General features: G+C 59.5%; 14 protein-coding genes and 1 pseudogene. 11 read left to right on the plus strand and 4 right to left on the minus strand.

What is annotated here, in order from left to right; genetic code table 11:
- On the plus strand, positions 1-2,456 hold a 2,456-nt coding region (locus ACP7BS_RS19360), incomplete at its 5' end, for an AAA family ATPase (protein WP_426239421.1).
- A gap of 420 nt (positions 2,457-2,876) precedes the next feature.
- Here ACP7BS_RS19360 and ACP7BS_RS19365 read toward each other — a convergent pair.
- On the minus strand, positions 2,877-3,836 hold the full coding sequence (locus ACP7BS_RS19365) for a LysR family transcriptional regulator (RefSeq protein WP_426239422.1): 960 nt from the start codon (positions 3,834-3,836) through the stop codon (positions 2,877-2,879).
- A gap of 122 nt (positions 3,837-3,958) precedes the next feature.
- Between ACP7BS_RS19365 and ACP7BS_RS19370 the strand changes: the two genes are divergently transcribed.
- The 10 genes from ACP7BS_RS19370 (at position 3,959) to ACP7BS_RS19415 (ending at position 14,344) form a co-directional block, all read left to right on the plus strand.
- On the plus strand, positions 3,959-4,225 hold the full coding sequence (locus ACP7BS_RS19370) for a helix-turn-helix domain-containing protein (RefSeq protein WP_426239423.1): 267 nt from the start codon (positions 3,959-3,961) through the stop codon (positions 4,223-4,225).
- 775 nt (positions 4,226-5,000) lie between these two features.
- Positions 5,001-5,774, plus strand: a complete 774-nt coding sequence (locus ACP7BS_RS19375) for an SDR family NAD(P)-dependent oxidoreductase (protein ID WP_426239424.1) — start codon at positions 5,001-5,003, stop codon at positions 5,772-5,774.
- A gap of 40 nt (positions 5,775-5,814) precedes the next feature.
- Complete coding sequence (locus ACP7BS_RS19380) at positions 5,815-6,864, plus strand: ABC transporter ATP-binding protein (RefSeq protein WP_426239556.1); 1,050 nt, start codon at positions 5,815-5,817, stop codon at positions 6,862-6,864.
- A 33-nt stretch (positions 6,865-6,897) separates the two neighbouring features.
- Entirely contained in the window at positions 6,898-8,013 is a 1,116-nt protein-coding gene (locus ACP7BS_RS19385; RefSeq protein WP_426239425.1) for an ABC transporter substrate-binding protein, read from the plus strand.
- A 116-nt stretch (positions 8,014-8,129) separates the two neighbouring features.
- Positions 8,130-9,074 (plus strand): ABC transporter permease, encoded by a 945-nt coding sequence (locus ACP7BS_RS19390; RefSeq protein ID WP_426239426.1) that lies wholly within the window; start codon positions 8,130-8,132, stop codon positions 9,072-9,074.
- Positions 9,071-9,871, plus strand: a complete 801-nt coding sequence (locus tag ACP7BS_RS19395; protein WP_426239427.1) for an ABC transporter permease — start codon at positions 9,071-9,073, stop codon at positions 9,869-9,871. Before ACP7BS_RS19390 ends, ACP7BS_RS19395 begins: the two co-directional genes overlap by 4 nt.
- Before the next feature lie 43 nt (positions 9,872-9,914).
- Positions 9,915-11,231, plus strand: a complete 1,317-nt coding sequence (gene hisD / locus ACP7BS_RS19400) for a histidinol dehydrogenase (RefSeq protein ID WP_426239428.1) — start codon at positions 9,915-9,917, stop codon at positions 11,229-11,231.
- 2 nt (positions 11,232-11,233) lie between these two features.
- Positions 11,234-12,253 carry a zinc-dependent alcohol dehydrogenase gene (locus ACP7BS_RS19405; protein WP_426239429.1) on the plus strand — a complete coding sequence of 340 codons (1,020 nt, stop codon included), beginning with the start codon at positions 11,234-11,236 and terminating at the stop codon, positions 12,251-12,253.
- 29 nt (positions 12,254-12,282) lie between these two features.
- The gene (hutC, locus tag ACP7BS_RS19410; RefSeq protein ID WP_426239557.1) at positions 12,283-13,014 is read left to right on the plus strand and encodes a histidine utilization repressor; all 732 of its coding nucleotides are present in this window, start codon (positions 12,283-12,285) and stop codon (positions 13,012-13,014) included.
- A 22-nt stretch (positions 13,015-13,036) separates the two neighbouring features.
- Positions 13,037-14,344: a hypothetical protein gene (locus ACP7BS_RS19415; RefSeq protein ID WP_426239430.1), complete on the plus strand. Its 1,308-nt coding sequence runs from the start codon at positions 13,037-13,039 to the stop codon at positions 14,342-14,344.
- A gap of 205 nt (positions 14,345-14,549) precedes the next feature.
- On the opposite strand, the pseudogene ACP7BS_RS19420 reads toward ACP7BS_RS19415, so the two are convergent.
- The 3 genes and pseudogenes from ACP7BS_RS19420 to ACP7BS_RS19430 form a co-directional block, all read right to left on the minus strand.
- Positions 14,550-14,719, minus strand: a pseudogene (locus ACP7BS_RS19420) (LysR family transcriptional regulator); the annotation flags it as partial.
- 544 nt (positions 14,720-15,263) lie between these two features.
- Complete coding sequence (locus ACP7BS_RS19425) at positions 15,264-16,388, minus strand: ABC transporter ATP-binding protein (RefSeq protein WP_426239431.1); 1,125 nt, start codon at positions 16,386-16,388, stop codon at positions 15,264-15,266.
- Positions 16,385-17,185 carry an ABC transporter permease gene (locus tag ACP7BS_RS19430; protein WP_421870290.1) on the minus strand — a complete coding sequence of 267 codons (801 nt, stop codon included), beginning with the start codon at positions 17,183-17,185 and terminating at the stop codon, positions 16,385-16,387. The genes ACP7BS_RS19425 and ACP7BS_RS19430 overlap by 4 nt, the downstream gene beginning before the upstream one ends.
- Between the last annotated feature and the right edge of the window lies 1 nt (position 17,186).

Consider the following 17,186-nt stretch of genomic DNA (forward strand, 5'->3'; position numbering starts at 1 on the left):
TCACCGGGCCGGAGCGGATCGCAGCTGTGGTTGGCTTTGCCGGTGCTGGCAAGAGCACCATGCTTGCCGCCGCAAGGCAGGCCTGGGAGGCGCAGGGTTATCAGGTTCATGGCGCTGCCTTTTCCGGCAAGGCGGCCGAGGGCCTGGAGCAGTCGTCGGGTATCGAAAGCCGCACGCTGGCCTCTTGGGAATATGGTTGGCAGGCTGGTCGAGGTGAACTTTGCCGCAATGATGTCTTTGTGATCGATGAGGCCGGGATGGTTGGGAGCCGGCAGCTCTCCCGGTTCGTTGGCGCGGTGGAAACGGCCGGTGGCAAGATCGTGCTTGTCGGTGATCACGAGCAGTTGCAGGCGATCGGAGCTGGTGCTCCGTTTCGCGCCATTACGGAGCGTATCGGCTATGCCGAACTATCCGATATTCGCAGACAAAAAGTGGACTGGCAGCGCGACGCATCCGTTGCCTTTGCCACCCACAAGACCATCGAAGGGTTGGCCGCTTATCAGCGGAACGGTAATATCTTGATCAGCGATAGCCGGGAGGACGCGCAGGCTGCTATCGTCAATGACTACATCGCTGATCGGGAGCAGCGGCCGGATGGAACGCGTATTGCGATGGCTCACCGTCGCGCTGATGTTCGTGCCCTCAATGCCGGGATCCGGCGCGCCATGCAAGACAAGGGCGCGCTGGCGCGGGGAGAAAGTGTAGGACCTGGAGGCGATGGCCACCGCGGAGAAGAACCCGGCCGCCTCGGCCGTGAACTGACGTTCGAGACGAATGACGGCAAGCGATCATTTGCAGCGGGAGACCGGATCGTATTTTTGGAAAACAACCGCGACCTTGGTGTCAGGAACGGCATGCTTGGAACGGTGCAGACCGTCGAACCGGAAGCAATACACGTTCGGCCTGACAGTGGTGCTTTATCCGGTCCGGAGAATGACCGCGCCGTCTCCATACCCGTGAAGAGTTATCAGACCTTTGACCACGGCTATGCGACGACGATCCACAAGACCCAGGGCGCAACCGTCGACAAAAGCTTCGTGCTCGCCTCAGAAACCATGGACCGGCATTTGGCTTACGTTGCCATGACGCGGCATCGCGACAGTGTGCGGCTTTACGTCGATGGTCACGAGTTCGCCGATCGCAAGGCTGGCCGCCTGGTCGAACATGGCAAGGCCCCGTATGGACAGGATCCACAAAACCGCGACAGCTATTTTGTAACGCTGGAGACAGATGCAGGCAAAAAGCAGACGACCTGGGGTGTGGATCTCGAGCGGGCGTTGGCGGCGAGCGGAGCGAAAGCCGGAGACCGGATCGGCCTTGAGCACAATGGATCGCAAACCGTGCGGCTGCCGGGTGGTCAAACAGCCGAGCGTCATTCATGGCTGGTCAGAATGGGTGACGAGCTTGCCGTTCAACGTCTTGGCCAACGCCTTAGCCGGGACGGCACGAAAGAAACGACGCTCGACTACACCAGCGACTTTGCCGCCCGGCGCGGTATTGCCGCCCGGGTTGCCGTGTCGAGTGAGATCGCTCTCGGGCGTAACGTAAACCAAAGGCAGGATTATCGCGTCGATGCTGGGGATCCAGCAGGCGATATTCGGGGCCAGGTATGGGGCGAGCACGGCGGTGCTGGCGCCCGGATTGGCTCTGATCGCGCCGCCGCCGAAGATAGCCGGGATGGTCAGCGGTCGGCGCTGGAGAAGCCGGCACCGCTTGTGCCTGCCGTCAGGGATTATGCTCGCAGCATCGAGGACGTTGCCCGCGCGAAAGCCATGCCGACGTTCGACAGCCAGTGGCAATCGGTACAGTCCGTTGCCAAGCTTGTTTTTACCAATCCCGGCGAGGTCACAGACCGGCTGCGCATCGCGATCATCGAACAGAACGGCGACGGCAGGGCACTCGGCAAAGCGCTTGTCGAGCGACCCCAGCAGTTTGGAGATCTGCGCGGCAAGACCGGACTGTTCGGTGACAACAAAGACCGCAAGGAGGCACACCGGTTTGCGCAATCGGTGGCTGCACATGTCGCGGCATCGGCAGGCACATGGCATCGGCGCCTGGAGGAAGAACGCAGCGCCGAGACGTGGGTCAGAGAAAAGCGCGATACGGTCGAGGTGCCGGGTCTGACACGCCAGAGCGCCCAGCTTCTTTCCCAGATCGATACTGTCGCGTTCACGCAGCGCAATCGCTGGATCGATCACCTGCGATCAACAGCGGATGGCAAGCAGGCGCTGGATGAGGCAAAGATCGTCAATGATGCCTTGCGCCAGCGGTTCGGACACTCCGATCCACGCAACTTTGCACCAGAGCTCAGCCGCAATGCCGAGCTGATGAAGCAGGCTGACAAAATCATCAATGTTGCGCGCATCGTCGAGCGCACCCGGATGGCCGAACTCTCTCGAGACCATACCCTCAAACAGGAGCTGTCACGCTCGAAAGGGTTGGGATTGAGCAGATGACAAACTGGCTCATTCATTGAACGCAAAGCCAACCGCTGAAGCCACTCCCTGTATCTACCGTTTCTCAGATCACATATGTATGGGTCGGACGATGGCTGGCAACCTGCTGTACAATCCAGGCGCCGGCGGTCAAAAGGTCCGGCAGGGAGCCAAGAGAAAACCCTGCGTGGAGCGACTAGTTCCTGAGCCTGCGAAACATCCCGGCGAAGCGGCGAAACTCGCCCTCCATATCCTCGAATCAGGCCACCAACGCACAGTAGGCGACCGCGGTGGGTGCTCCACTTCCATAGAGGGCGTGTGCCTGGGTAATCATTAACTCATCAGATTGATCGCCTTGGCCGGGGGTGTGAAGGTCCGTTTGCTGGAGGTTCCTGGAACGTTTATTGCGCGCCACCAAATTCTCCCATGTCTAAGTTGTTGTTAATGATCGCTGGACGCTTTGGCGCCTGCACTGTTGCTCGAACCGTATCGAGAGAGCTCACCTGAAGGGTGTCTTTGATGCCTGACCAGCGAGCGGGCAATATCGATGATATCGTCCCGCGAGGCGGTTGGATCCTCCATATTCCAGGCAACTCCCATGCCGATCCTGAAATCCACTCCCCTCACCTTTCGAAGCTCGAAATTACGGTTGGGGAAATCTCTCGTCCATTGCGGTGCAAAGCCAATTCCAAGACCGGCCGATACCAGCGAGATCAACGCAAACGTGTCGTCGCAACTATACGCGATGTTGCGGGCTAGATCATGCTCGGCAAACATCTCCGCGAAATAGCGTTCGGTATAGGAGAGGTTTTGGCGTGAAAATGAGATGATCTTCTGATCCCGCAGGTCCTCGATGCTGATCTCGGCCATTGCAGCAAGCCGGCTGTCCCTGGCGACGGCCAAAAGATACTCGTCATTCGCCATTGAGAAGAACCGCAGGCTGCCAATATTCTCCACCGGCCGGATGAAGCCGAGGTTGATCTGGCCAGATTCCAGACCACGGATGATGTCGCTGGTTGAGCCGCTCTGGATCTGCAGCTGGATGTCGGGATATTTTTTAGCGATCTTCGACAGGAAGGCCGGCAGCACGCCGATGGTCGCTGGATAGATCGTACCGATCCGGATCTTGCGCACGGTCTTGCCGGCGGCCGAACGTGTCGCCTGCGCTCTCATGTCGATATCGCTCAGGATCCGCACGCAGCGGTTATAGAAGGTCTCGCCCGCAACCGTCAGCTCGACGCGCCGGGTGGATCGGACAAACAGCTGCACGCCCAACTCGCGCTCCAGCGCCTGGATCTGCGTCGACAGAGCCGGCTGGGCAATATGCACCCGAGCCGCCGCCCTGCCGAAATGCAATTCCTCGGCGACCGCGACGAAGTAGGTGAGTTGGCGCAGTTCCATGCGAAGCCGTCTCCCTTACATGACGATGCTTCGCCCTGCCCGTCAAGCATACCCGAGCGCTGCGGTCTTTCATAGTTCTATATTACGTGGTTTCCAAAATTTTCAAGTGCTGTGCTGCGTCGATGAACGCACAGCAAGTGATAGCATTGAATATCCGGCGCTTGAGAGTGGCCAAGGGAATATCACAAGACGACCTGGCGCTGATGGCAGGGGTCGAGCGCTCTTACGTCGGACATCTGGAGCGCGGCAGCAAAAATCCCACGGTTAAGACGCTTGAAAAAATTTCGGTCGCATTGTCTTGCGAAATTTCGGATCTATTCGCCCCCCTGCCCGCCGGTACTATTGCAATAGAACCTCTAAGAAGCGGCCGTAAAAGCTCTGGCATTTAAGCGAAGCGCTGATCCGTCGAAAAAAGAGGGCCGCCGCCTCGCTTAATCCTTTGTAATAGCTAGAAAAGGCTACGCCGCGGCTTTCAAAGCGTATTATTAGTGCGCCACCAAACCTGATAATGGGCACCGCACTCGAAATGCGGCATACCCGCAGGGGTATCGTGGGTTTAAATCCCCCTCTCCGCCATCTGTATTCATATGGACGAACCGCTGAAAACGGCAGTTCCTCCCCACTTTGGCTCGATCAACCGTGACAGGGTCGGATATTTGGCCTTGGTTATCGAAGTGGCTTCTTTAAACGATTACCGCAGCCACAATCGTACTTAGGTACACTTTCGCAGTTGCTCTGTTTTTGCCGAAAAACAGGTTCACTATATCGTTGCAGAAGAGATACGCAGACTCGGGCCGGAATGGTCGGAGTTGCGACGAAGCAGGTCCGAAAGCATTTGATTTGCAGCCTTCAGTTCGACCGATACCGCGCTTACCTTCTCTTGGTAGGGGCGCACTGATTGGAGGAGACTATTTGGCGATCGCAAAAAATGCCACTGAGCGCTTTTTCTGCCGCAGCGATCCGAGACGGAAGAATGGCACTTCTCAGGTGTGGTTGCTCCAAATTTGTCTGCGCTGGGATTACGATCCTTTCGTCGATTCAAAATTGACTGATTTTTGCTCACCCAACCGCAGAGCTTATTATTTGTACATATATGTATAGACAACCTTTAAAAAAGATGGTGCTATGACGGACAGGGAAGCAATCAGACCTATGGCGAGCCCGATGAATGTAGCGGAACTCTTCGATCTGACGGGGCGAAAGGCACTTGTAACGGGGGCAAGCCGCGGTCTGGGGCAGGCAATAGCCCACGCGCTCGCATCCGCCGGCGCGGACGTCGCGGTCACTGCGCGTGACGTCAATGGTCTAGAAGAGACCAAAACGCGCATTGGCAAAACGGGCAAGCGCTCCTTCGCCTATGCACACGACGTCCGCGATGTTGATTCCTGCGCGTCTGTCATCGACGCCGCAGCGCGCGCGTTGGGCGGACTGGATATTCTCGTCAATAATGCCGGTTATGAAGAAATCCGGCCGGCTCTCGATGTCGATGAGGCGTTGTGGGAGCGGATTGTGTCGACCAATCTGAAGGGGGCGTTCTTTTGCGCGCAGGCCGCAGCGCGCAACATGGTGGCGCTCGGCACAGGCGGCGCAATCGTCAATCTCTGCTCGCTGACTTCCTATGTTGGCGTTCCAACTGCGGTTCCCTACGGCTCCTCCAAATCCGGCCTGATGGGTATGACGCATGCTCTGGCCGCCGAATGGGCGCAACAGGGGATTCGCGTCAACGCCATCGCACCTGGCTACTTCCGCACTGCGATGACCGATGTTTTTTATCAGGACGCAGCGTGGCAAGAAGCGATGCTGGAAAAGATCCCGCAGCGGCGCTTCGGCGACATGAACGACGTGGCAGGCGCCGTCGTCTTCCTTGCGAGTGACGCCTCCCGCTATGTCACGGGACACTGCATACCGATCGATGGAGGCTACCTTGCCTCAATCTAACATTGTTAATGCGGCAGGATCGCCGCGCAGGGAAAGCATGATGCCGGCATCACTCCAAGGATCGGCGATTAAGCCTAAGCTAGAAGGGCCTACAGTAGCCGTATCCGTTAAGTCCGTGAACATGGTCTATGATGGTCTGCATGCAGTTCGGTCGGCGTCGTTCGATCTGGAAACTGGCAAGTTCCTCACGATTCTCGGCCCCTCAGGATCCGGCAAGACCACACTGCTGCGATTAATCGCAGGCTTCCAGCGTCCAACCAGCGGCGAAATCTTCATCAATGGCGCTGCTGTCAGCGCAGTTCCGCCCCATAAACGTTCAATCGGTATGGTGTTCCAAAAGCTCGCTTTGTTTCCCCATATGACTGCCGCCGAGAATGTCGCCTTTCCACTGAAAATGCGGCGCAGTGATGCGCGTGCCATTCCCGCCCGGGTCGAGCGCTATCTGGACATGGTGCGTCTTGGCGGCTACGGCACCCGCCGGGTGCACGAGCTGTCGGGTGGCCAGCAGCAGCGTGTGGCGATTGCCCGCGCGCTGGTGTTCGAGCCGGACCTGCTTTTGCTCGATGAACCGCTCGCAGCCCTCGACCGGAAATTGCGTGAGGAAATGCAACTCGAGTTTCGCCGCATCCAGCGTGAGCTCGGCGTGACCACGATCAACGTGACGCACGACCAGCGGGAGGCCCTCGTCGTATCCGATGAGATCATCGTCATGGACGGCGGGGAGATTCAGCAGAAGGCGCGGCCCTCGGAAACCTATCGAAGCCCATCGAACGCCTTCGTTGCGAATTTCATCGGCGTGACGAATTTCCTCGATGCACCGGACGGCGAACGCCGGGCAATCCGCGCGGAGAAAATACGCATCGCGCCGACCCGCAACGGCCTGGTCGGCGCCGACACGATTGTCGAGGGGATCGTGGCGGATGCAATCTTCGAAGGCGAGAGGGTCGTCTACGAGGTCCGGGTCGCATCGCTCGGCGATACGCTGCTGCGGGTTTTCGATCATGATCCGTCCGCACATAGCCAACTGGAACCGGGTTCTGCCGTTTATCTCGGCTGGACCGCGGGCGATGTTCTAGAATTCAAACCGTAGGCCGGACAAACCGGTCAACCAGAGGAGAAGAAAATGCGCGAAGGTAAACTGACATCCTTGATGCTCCCCCGACGCCGGTTCCTTCAGGGCGCCGCAACCATCGGCGGCGCGGCCGGTCTGTCCTCACTGGGCCTATCCAGCGCGTTTGCGCAAGAGCCGGAAAAACCGAAGGAGCTGATCGTTCGCGCCTGGGGCGGCAGTTGGGTCGATGCCCTGAAAGCCGGTGTTTCCGATAGTTTCACCGCCAAGACGGGCATCGCCATCCGCCACGATCTGACCGAGGATAACGAAATCCAGCCGAAGGTCTGGGCGGCCGTAGCCCAAGGCCGTGTGCCACCGATCCACATCAACTGGGACACGACCACCAACGCCACGAAATCGGCGCTGCGCGGAGTAACCGAGGATCTGTCGGATCTTTCCAACCTGAAGAATACGACCGATCTTGCAAAGCCGGTGGGTCTCGACGGCTATCCAATCGTCAACACCTACGGTTATGTCTATGTGCTTGCTTACCGCCCGGAGGCCTTTCCGAACGGTGCGCCGAAGTCCTGGAAGGACCTGCTCGATCCCAAGTACAAGGGCCGCATCGCGCTCTACAATGACGGCATCGGCTTCCATTTCCCCGCACAGGTCGCCGGCGGCGGCAAGATCGAGGACATTCCGGCCAACATGCAGCCAGCCTGGGACTTCGTCGCCAAGATGAAGGAGCAGCAGCCGCTGCTTGGCGAAGATCCGGACTTCACAACGTGGTTCCAGAAGGGCGAAATCGACGCCGCCTGCACGATTTCGACCAACGCGCGCGAGGCAAAGAAAAACGGCATCGACATCAAGTGGGTCGTGCCGGAGGAAGGCGCCAAGTTCGATACCGACGGTCTCTGGATACCCAAAGGTCTGCCGGCCAACGAACTTTACTGGGCGAAGGAATATATCAACCACTCGCTGACTGTCGAAGCCCAGCAGATTTGGCTTGACGGCCTGGGACTGCCGGGTGTGGTGCCGGGCGTCAAGCCGCCGGCCGACCTCGTTGACGATCCCTCCTATCCCACCACAGAAGAAGCATTCAAACACCTGATCCGTATCTCCTCCAAGGTGCAGGTGGAAAACGAGAGCGAGTGGTTCTCGAAGTTCAAGGCCATCATGCAGGGTTGAGCGTTCCGATACCCCTCACCCTGGCCCGTCTCCGCGCTAGAGGCAACGACACAGGTTGCCGACAGGCCAAATGAGGGGTGCTCCGGTGCACATACCGTCACCAAACAAGGACTGACATGCGAGTGGCGAAATCGGCCTACCCCCTGACCTGGCGCATCATGGATGTACTGGAAGCCTTCGCGGCCTTTGTCTGGCCAGCGCGTTTCGGGCGAGCAATCCCGTGGCTGATGCTCGCCCCCGCCCTTCTGCTCGTCGGCCTCCTCGTGCTCGGTCTCTGGCAGATCGGCGATGTCAGCCTGCGGACATTGGATACGAGCACCTTTCTGATGTCGGAAGCCTACACCCTTGCTAATTATCAACGCGCCTTCACCGAAAGCCTGTTTGCAGTCGTCGCCTGGCGCAGCCTGGCGGGATCGCTGATCGTCACGGTCGTTACCCTCACTCTCGCCTTTCCCTATGCCTATGTGATGGTGCGCACATCCTCGCCGATCATCCGCAAGCTATTGCTGATCGCGCTCTTCCTGCCCTTCTTCATCGGCCAGGTTGTCCGAGCCTATGGCTGGCTGATCATTCTTGGCAACCAGGGTATGGTCAACGAGGCGCTCGGCCTTGTCGGCATCGCCCCGATCCGCCTCCTTTATAATTACTGGGCCGTGCTCTTCGGCCTTGTCCAGTACATGCTGCCCTTCGCCGTTCTTATGCTGGCACCGGCGCTGACCGCCATCCCAGAAGAGCTGGAAGCTGCCGCCGGCTCCCTTGGCGCCGACTGGGCGCGCACCTTCCGCCACATCGTGTTACCGCTTGCAAGGCCTGGACTTGTCGGTGCCGGGCTTGTGGTCATGACATTGTCGCTCACCGATTTCGCCATGCCCGCCATCCTCGGCGGCGGCAGCCAGGATTTCATCGCCAACGCCATCTACGACCAGTTCTTTCGCACATCGGATCAGGGGCTGGGCTCGACGCTGGCCCTGTTGCTCGTCGCCGCCGGCTCCATGCTGGTGGGTCTAGTCTTCACCCTGTTCGGTGCCGGCACCCTGGCCATGGGGAGGGCGCGCCGATGACCGCCCCCTTGAGCAAAACCATCATTCTTTGGATTTTCGTCGTCGCGGTGCTTGTTCTTCTGTCGGCGCCGACGATCGTGATCCTCGGTGCTTCCTTCACGTCCGGAAATATTATCACCTTTCCGCCGGAGGGATTCTCCTTCAAATGGTACGAGAAGATCGCCACCTCGCGCGATCTGTGGGATGCGTTCCTGCGTTCACTCTATGTGTCGGCAATCTGCACGATCGTCGCTATCCCGGTGGGGACGTTGGCCGGTATCGTGCTTGCAAAATACGCGATCCGCTTTGAAAAATCGGTTCAGATCTATCTGTTGCTGCCATTCACCATCCCGCTTATCGGTTCTGGCATCGGGCTGATGCTGATCTTCGGCGAAGCGAGGCTGCTGGGCCAGCTCTGGCCGGTCGGGCTGGCTTGCTGCGTCATCAACCTGCCGTTCATGATCTGGGCCGTGACCGCAAGCGCCTCCAGCCTTGATCCGGATCTCGAGCTCGCCGCCGCCAGTTGCGGCGCCCCACCGCTCTCTACCTTCCTGCACGTGACCCTGCCCGCCGTCATGCCCGGTGTCATCAGCGGGTCGCTGCTGATGTTCATTCTGGCGCTGAATGAATTTCTGGTGAGCCTGCTTTTGACGGATGCACGCATCGTGACGCTGCCAGTCCAGATCTATAATTCCATCCGCTCCATCATCACGCCGGACCTGGCGGCTATCTCGGTCGTCTTCATCGCATGCGCGGCGCTGGCGATCGTTCTTCTCGATCGCCTCGTCGGTCTTGAAATCTTCCTAAAATCCAAATGACGCAGAAGCCGGCGCGATGCACCGGCGAAACGGGAAAACAGCCATGTCAGACGTCTCCTTTCACGATCTCTCCGCATTTGACGCGCCGAGCCGCGCAGCACTCTTGCGCCGGTCAGAGACCGACCTCTCCAGTTTCATGGAAACGGTGAAGCCGATCATCGAGGCGGTTCGCGTCGAAGGGGACGCCGCCCTGGTGCGATTTGCGCGTGAACTGGACAAGGCGGATCTGGACGAGAGCCGGCTTAAGGCGACGGAAGCCGAATTCGACGCCGCCTTCGATCTGGTAGAGGATGAAGTCATCGCAGCCATCCGGTTCGGCATCGACAATATCCGGCGATTCCACGAAGTGCAGAAACCAGAACCGATGTGGCTGAAGGAGATGCGCCCCGGAGCCTATGCCGGCGACCGCTTCACCCCGATCCGCTCCGTTGCGCTCTACGTTCCCCGCGGTAAGGGCGCGTTTCCCTCGGTTACCATGATGACGGCGGTGCCTGCCGTCGTCGCCGGCGTGCCGGAGATTGCCATCGTCACGCCGCCAGCGCCGGATGGATCCGTGGATGCCGCGACACTGGTCGCAGCGCGTCTCGCCGGTGTGTCCAACGTCTACAAGGTTGGCGGCGCGCAGGCCGTGGCGGCTGTCGCCTATGGCACGCAGACCATCAAGCCGGCGCTGAAGATCGTTGGTCCGGGAAGCCCATTCGTGGTGGCGGCCAAACGCCTTCTGTCCGGCGTCATCGATCCCGGCCTGCCTGCCGGCCCGTCCGAGGCCGTCATCTTTGCCGACGATACGGTGAAGGGCGGCCTTGCGGCGCTCGACCTTCTGGTCGAAGCCGAGCACGGTCCGGATTCATCCGCCTATCTCGTCACCCATAGCCGTCGCGTGGCCGACGAGGCTCTCGCCGCCCTGCCCGATCACTGGGCTCGCATGACCGAACAACGCGTGGCTTTCTCGAAAGCGGTGCTCACCGGCCGCTGTGGCGGCATCGTGCTCACCTCCTCGCTTGAAGAAAGCTATCGCTTCGTCAACGACTATGCGCCGGAACATCTCGAAATCCTGTCGACGGATCCCTTCGCTCATCTTGGCCACATCACGGAAGCAGCGGAAATCCTGATGGGTCCGCATACGCCGGTTTCGATCGGCAATTTCGGTCTTGGCCCCAACGCCGTGCTTCCGACAAGCCGCTGGGCACGCACCTACGGACCGCTGTCCGTGACAGATTTCGTTAAACGCTCGTCGATCGGTTACGTCACGGCGTCGGCTTATCCGGAATTTGCACGACATGCCCGTACCCTTGCCCGTTACGAGGGCTTCTCCTCGCACGAGCACGCGGTCTCCGATGTTCGCAAGGACTACCTGTGACGATGAGGGCGGCACGACTCTACACAGCAGGCGATATCCGGGTCGAGGACATCGACATCCCCGGCCCGCTTGCCCCCGGCTGGGTCCGCGTCGCTGTTACCGCCGCTGGCATCTGCGGCTCCGATATTCATAATTTTCGCACCGGACAGTGGATCACGCGGTCGCCTTCGGTGGCAGGGCATGAGTTCGCCGGCGTGGTCACGGAGGTCGGGGCGGGCGTTCGCACGTTTACGGTCGGCGATACGGTCGTTGCCGACTCCCGGTTCTGGTGCGGCGAATGTCCTGCCTGCCAAAACGGCCGGCACAACATCTGCGACCACCTCGGCTTCGTCGGAGAAATCTGCGACGGTGGCTTTGCAGAGCAGACGGCATTACCGGAGCGGCTGCTCGTCAGATACGATCCGGCGCTTGATCCCGCCATTGCTGCCATGGCCGAGCCGCTGGCTGTTGCCCTGCATGCGGTGCACCGGCAGGCGGTCCCGGCAGGCGAACCGGTTCTCGTTATCGGCTGCGGCCCGATCGGGGGCCTTGCAGCGCTTCTCCTGTCGCGCCTTCACGATGGTCCGGTCCTTGTCTGCGACCGCAACGCGGATCGCGCAGGACTGGTTGCGCGGGCGACCGGTGCGCTAAGTGTCACTCTCGACACGGAATCTCTCGGCGATGTGCTTTGCGGACGGGTACTGCGTTACGCGCTCGACGCGACGGGCCATATCGATGTCCTGATGCGGGCTATCGTGCTTCTCGGTGGCGGTGGTTCGCTGTCACTGGTCGGCATCACGCACGGTCGCGTCGAGCTCGACCCGAACACGCTCGTCGAGCGCGAAATCGCGCTCATCGGCTGCCACGCCTTTACCGACGAGTTGCCGGAAGCTGTCGCCTTGTTGCCCGGACTGGCGCCTGCTCTTGTCAAATTGATAGACCGGGAAATCACAATCGATGCCGTGCCGCAGGCCTATGAACGGCTTCTTGCCGGCAATGTCACAGGTCTCAAAACGATCGTTCGGCTCGGGTACCGCCCATGACCCAAGCGTCCGATGGAAAGCCGGTTGCGATGAAGTCCCTGACCGATAATGCAAGCCCCCTCTACGAGAAGGTCAAGGATTATGTCCTTGCGCATATCGGCAGCGGTGAATGGGACAAGAACCGCAGGCTACCGTCCGAGCACGATCTGGTGGCAACGCTCGGTGTATCCCGCATGACGGTTCACAGGGCGTTGCGGGAGCTCACGTCCGAAGGTTATCTCCTGCGCATCCAAGGGGTGGGTACATTCGTTGCCCCACCCAAGCCGCAATCGACCCTGATCGAGGTCGCCAATATTGCCAGCGAAATCAGCGGACGTGGGGGAGAGCATCGCGCAGAGGTCATTCTGCTCGAAGCGATAAGGCCGGAAATCGAACTCTTGGCAGCCTTCGAGGCCGGCAGGCAGATTCGTGTTGCCCATTCGATCGTCGTCCATTTTGACAACGGCATTCCTGTCCAGGTCGAAGAGCGCTTTGTCAACTCGGAACTCGTGCCGGACTACGAGCAGCAGGACTTCGCTGTTATGACCACCTACGACTATCTGCAGCGCTCGACGCCAATGACCGAAGTGGAACACGTTATTTCCGCCATCGGGGCGGATGCCGAAACCGCACGGATGCTAAAGGTTGAAGAGGGAGCCCCCTGCCTGCTTCTTCACCGCCGGACTTGGTCGGGTACAAAAGTCGCGACGGTCAACCGGCTCACCTATGCCGGCAACCGCTATTCCCTTGGCAGCCGCTATGCACCGTCATCGCTGAAATAACATCAAAGACTGGAAGATGAAGATGACCGAAAGCAACAGCAGGACAGCTGACATTCGCCGGATGGCGCGAATCGATGAGCCGGCGGCGACAGTACTTCTGGCCAGCCTGCTTCTGGATCTTTTTTCGCTGAAGGCGGAAGAGATCCGCATCAATCGCGATCAGTACAGCTTGAATTCCCTAAACGGCTTTTTCGACGCCGACGGCCAGTCGTTTTTCTTCAAGTTTCATCAGGAAGACGGAGAAGAGGCAATGTCCGGCGAATATTATCGCGCCGACATCCTTGCACGCGCCGGGCTTCCGGTTGATCAACCACTCTACATGTCGGTCCTACCCGGAGAACAGATACTCATTTACCGCCGGCGCAGCGATCCGCGCTTTTCCGATGTGCTGCGCGCGTTGGACCTCCAACCAGATCCGGTGGCGGAATCGAAGGCCGTAGCTGCAGAGAAGGCTCTTTCTGCCCGGGTGCTTTCCGTTTACCTCGAAAGCCTGCACGATGTGACGCCGCAGGAGGTTGCGGCCGAGCCGATTCATAGGCTGTTCTACGACAGGCTCACCGATCCGCACTCCGGCGCCATTCCAGGCGGGCGTTACAAGAGTTTCTACGTGGACCAGCGCTTTCTTCTTCCGGGGGTCGACCTCGACTGGGAGACTTTCTCCAGGGCGCGAATTGTCATTAATGGGCGGCGATATCGTCACAGCTTTGGCGAACTCTTCGAGCTTGCGAGTGTTCGCTTGAGACCCGACCGGCTCGCCGATGCTGGCGGCGTAGTCGCACACGGCGATGCGCACAATGCGAATGTTTGGTACACAGAGACAGACGGCCGGGCGCACCTTTCCTACTTCGATCCGGCCTTTGCCGGGCAGAATGTGCCGACGCTTCTGGCCGAGGTGAAGACGACCTTCCATAATGTTTTCGCACATCCGCTGTGGCTCTATGATCCTGCCGACGCTGAAAAGCGATTTTCGGGGTTTGCCCGCTACGAGGCTGGCACGCTTTTTCTGGAAACGGATTGGGATTTAAGCGCGGTGCGAGCCAAATTGCTGGACGTGAAGGCCGACAATGTGTGGCGTCCTCTTTTGAGCGAGTTGGATGCACGGGGCTTGCTTCCGGAAGATTGGCGCCGTGTCATTCGGCTCGCGCTTTTTCTGTGCCCGACGCTTGTCATGAACATCAGGGCCGGGGCATCGACGCACAATCCAACCTCTTCGCTCATCGCTATCGCCGCGGCTGTAATGGTGGGGAGCGAGCTGGAGACGGGGAACGATGTGATGTCACGGTTTCTGGATCGCACTGATCCCACCCTCGATTGTGCTTCTGAATCCTGATTAAAATTCAGGTCGCGTGAAGATGTCGCGCGGCTTCATGGACGATGAGAGCAGCCTCAATCAGAGTGCGCGTCATGCAAGGGCAAAGGGGATCGTCGATCAAGCCCTGCTTGGTACGTTCGTCGAACGGCGCGCCTCGTTGTCGCTTATGGGTTGAAGGCGGCGCGTAGCCAGAAACGGTTTGACGAGAGAGCGCCGCAGCCTGCTTGCGCGGCCTGGCCAGCGAGCGCGCGATGTCGACAATATCGTCCCGTGAGGCCGTCGGATCCTCCATGTTTCCGGCAACACACATGCCGATCCTGAAATCCCCCTCACCTTTCGAAATTAGAAATTGCGGTTGGGGAAATCTCTGGTCCATTGTCGCGGTCCCCAGCCTGTGTCGAAGCTATAAAGCGTGTCTACGAGGAACGCGGCATCGTTTTCTTAGATGAGGGGCCGTCGGCGACGGGCGGAGTGGGCGTGCGCTTGGCCGAACAAGTACTCTGGGGGAGTCTCGTACCTCTTAGCGGATAGAAGTGAGGTGAGGGACTTGGATCGATTTGAAGTTCTGACCGGTTCAGTCATCGTTTTTCACTCTGACCGCTCAAAGTCCCGAAATGTACAAAGAGGCGCGCACGTATACCGATGCCATCAATGCCCGCAATGGATTACGGCAGCGCGAGCCTTCTCCTCGAACCAAATACCTCATGCTTATTGTATCGCCAAATTTGCGATGATGACCTGGCCCACTGGAACGACAAAGCGAAAGCAGTGTCGAGACCACCGAACCATGGCGGCCATGGTAATTGGTCCATGAAACTCACTGCCACCTATGACCGAAGGCCGCGGACATTGCATGTTTGGTCGTTTACGACATAAAGGTTATTCACTGCATCGTTGTAGATACAGCTAACTTGCGTGCGAGTAAATTTGGCGCACATTAATGACCCGATGCGGCCTTCGCTATCGACGCAGGCGCCGACGCGCTGAAAACATGCGCGCTGGCGGGATCGAAGCCGAGGGTAATGGCGTCGCCTCGGCTGATCCGGGATGCGGCCTCGTGGCCGAAAGGCAGGCGGACGGACAGCGCTTCGCCTGTCTCAGCAGCGGCGGCGACATGGACATTGCTGCCGAGAAAGGTGATGTCGGTAACGGTGGCTACGAGATTGGCGCCGCCTTCTGCGCAGCGCCCGCGTGTCAGCGAGAGCCGCTCCGGTCGTAGCATCAGCGCGGCAATGCCGCCGGCAGCGCCGGGCCCATGCAGTGGTACGCCACGGATCGCACTGGAGCCGACAGCGATATCGGCGCGGCCGCCTTGCGCGGCAACGATCCGGCAATCGACGAAATCGCTGTCCCCAACAAACTCGGCGACAAAGCGGGTGGCGGGGTTTGCGTATAGCTCCGGACCCGTTCCGATCTGGTCGATGACGCCCTTGGAAAACACCGCGATACGATCGGACAGGCGCAACGCCTCTTCCTGGTCGTGCGTTACATAGAGGATGGTGACTTCGGTTTCCTGGTGGATGCGGCGGATTTCGTGTTGGATTTCCTCGCGCAATTTCTTGTCCAGTGCCGATAGCGGTTCATCCATCAACAGTACCGGCGGGTCATAGGCCAGTGCCCGGGCGAGCGCAACGCGCTGCTGCTGGCCGCCGGACATCTGGGCGGGCCTACGATCCTCGAAACCTTCCAGCCGCACGAGCTTCAACATCCGGGCGACCTTGGCATCGATCTCGGCCTTGCCAAGCCTGCGGACCTTTAGCGGAAAGGCGATGTTTTCACCGACGGACAGATGCGGAAACAGCGTATAGCGCTGGAAGACCATGCCGATGTTGCGCTTGTGCGAGGGCGTCGAGATTAGGCTTTGGCCGTCCAGCAGGATATCGCCGGCCGTCGGGTTTTCAAAACCGGCGAGAATGTAGAGCGTCGTGCTCTTGCCAGATCCAGACGGCCCAAGGAATGTCATGAACTCGCCGCGCTCGACAGTCAGATTGACCTCCTGAACGGCGGTGACGATGCCATAGTCCTTTCGCAAGGCCTGGATCTGCAGGAAGGGTTGGCTCATGATTTCAGTCCTTTGCGCAGCAATGCGACCAGCAGCATCAGGGCGATGGTGACGACGATGAGAAGGGTGGAGGCAGCAGCGATAACCGGCGTCAGGTCCTGGCGCAGCGTCGCCCAGATCTTGACCGGCAGCGTCTGCAGCGTCGGGCTAGCCATAAATATGGCCAGGACCACCTCGTCCCAGGAGGTCAGAAACGAGAAGACTGCGGCCGAAAAAAGCCCGTGGCTGATCGATGGCAAGGTGACGCGGATCTTGGCCTCCAGCGGAGAGGCGCCGCACAATACCGCCGCATCCTCAATCGATTTGTCGAACCCTTCCAGGGCATTGGTGATCGACAGGATCGAAAATGGCAAGGCCACGACCAGATGTGCGATGACGAAGCCGGTCACAGTGCCGTTCAGCCCGACACGCAGGAAGAAGGCGTAGAGCGCTACGGCCAGAACCACGACCGGCAGGATCATCGGCGTCAAAAACAGCGCGCGAAGTCCCTCCTTGCCGATGAAGCGGCCGCGCACCAGCCCGAAGGAGGCGACAAGGCCGATCAGGACCGACAGTACGGTGACGATAACTGCGATGTAGAAGCTGGTGCCGGCGGCCTCCAGCCAGCGCGGATCGGCAAAGAACATCGCATACCATTTCAGCGTCCAGCCGGGCGGCGGAAAGATCAGCCATTGCGACGAGCCGAACGACAGGGCCGCGATGAAGAAGATCGGCAGGATGAGAAAGGCAGACGTCAGGGCCGTGATGCCGAGAAGCACCCATTTCCAGCCGCCGAGACGATCGAAATTCAACAGCATC

This window comes from Pararhizobium sp. DWP1-1-3, from assembly GCF_049896125.1.
In the GTDB taxonomy this organism is placed as follows: domain Bacteria; phylum Pseudomonadota; class Alphaproteobacteria; order Rhizobiales; family Rhizobiaceae; genus Pararhizobium.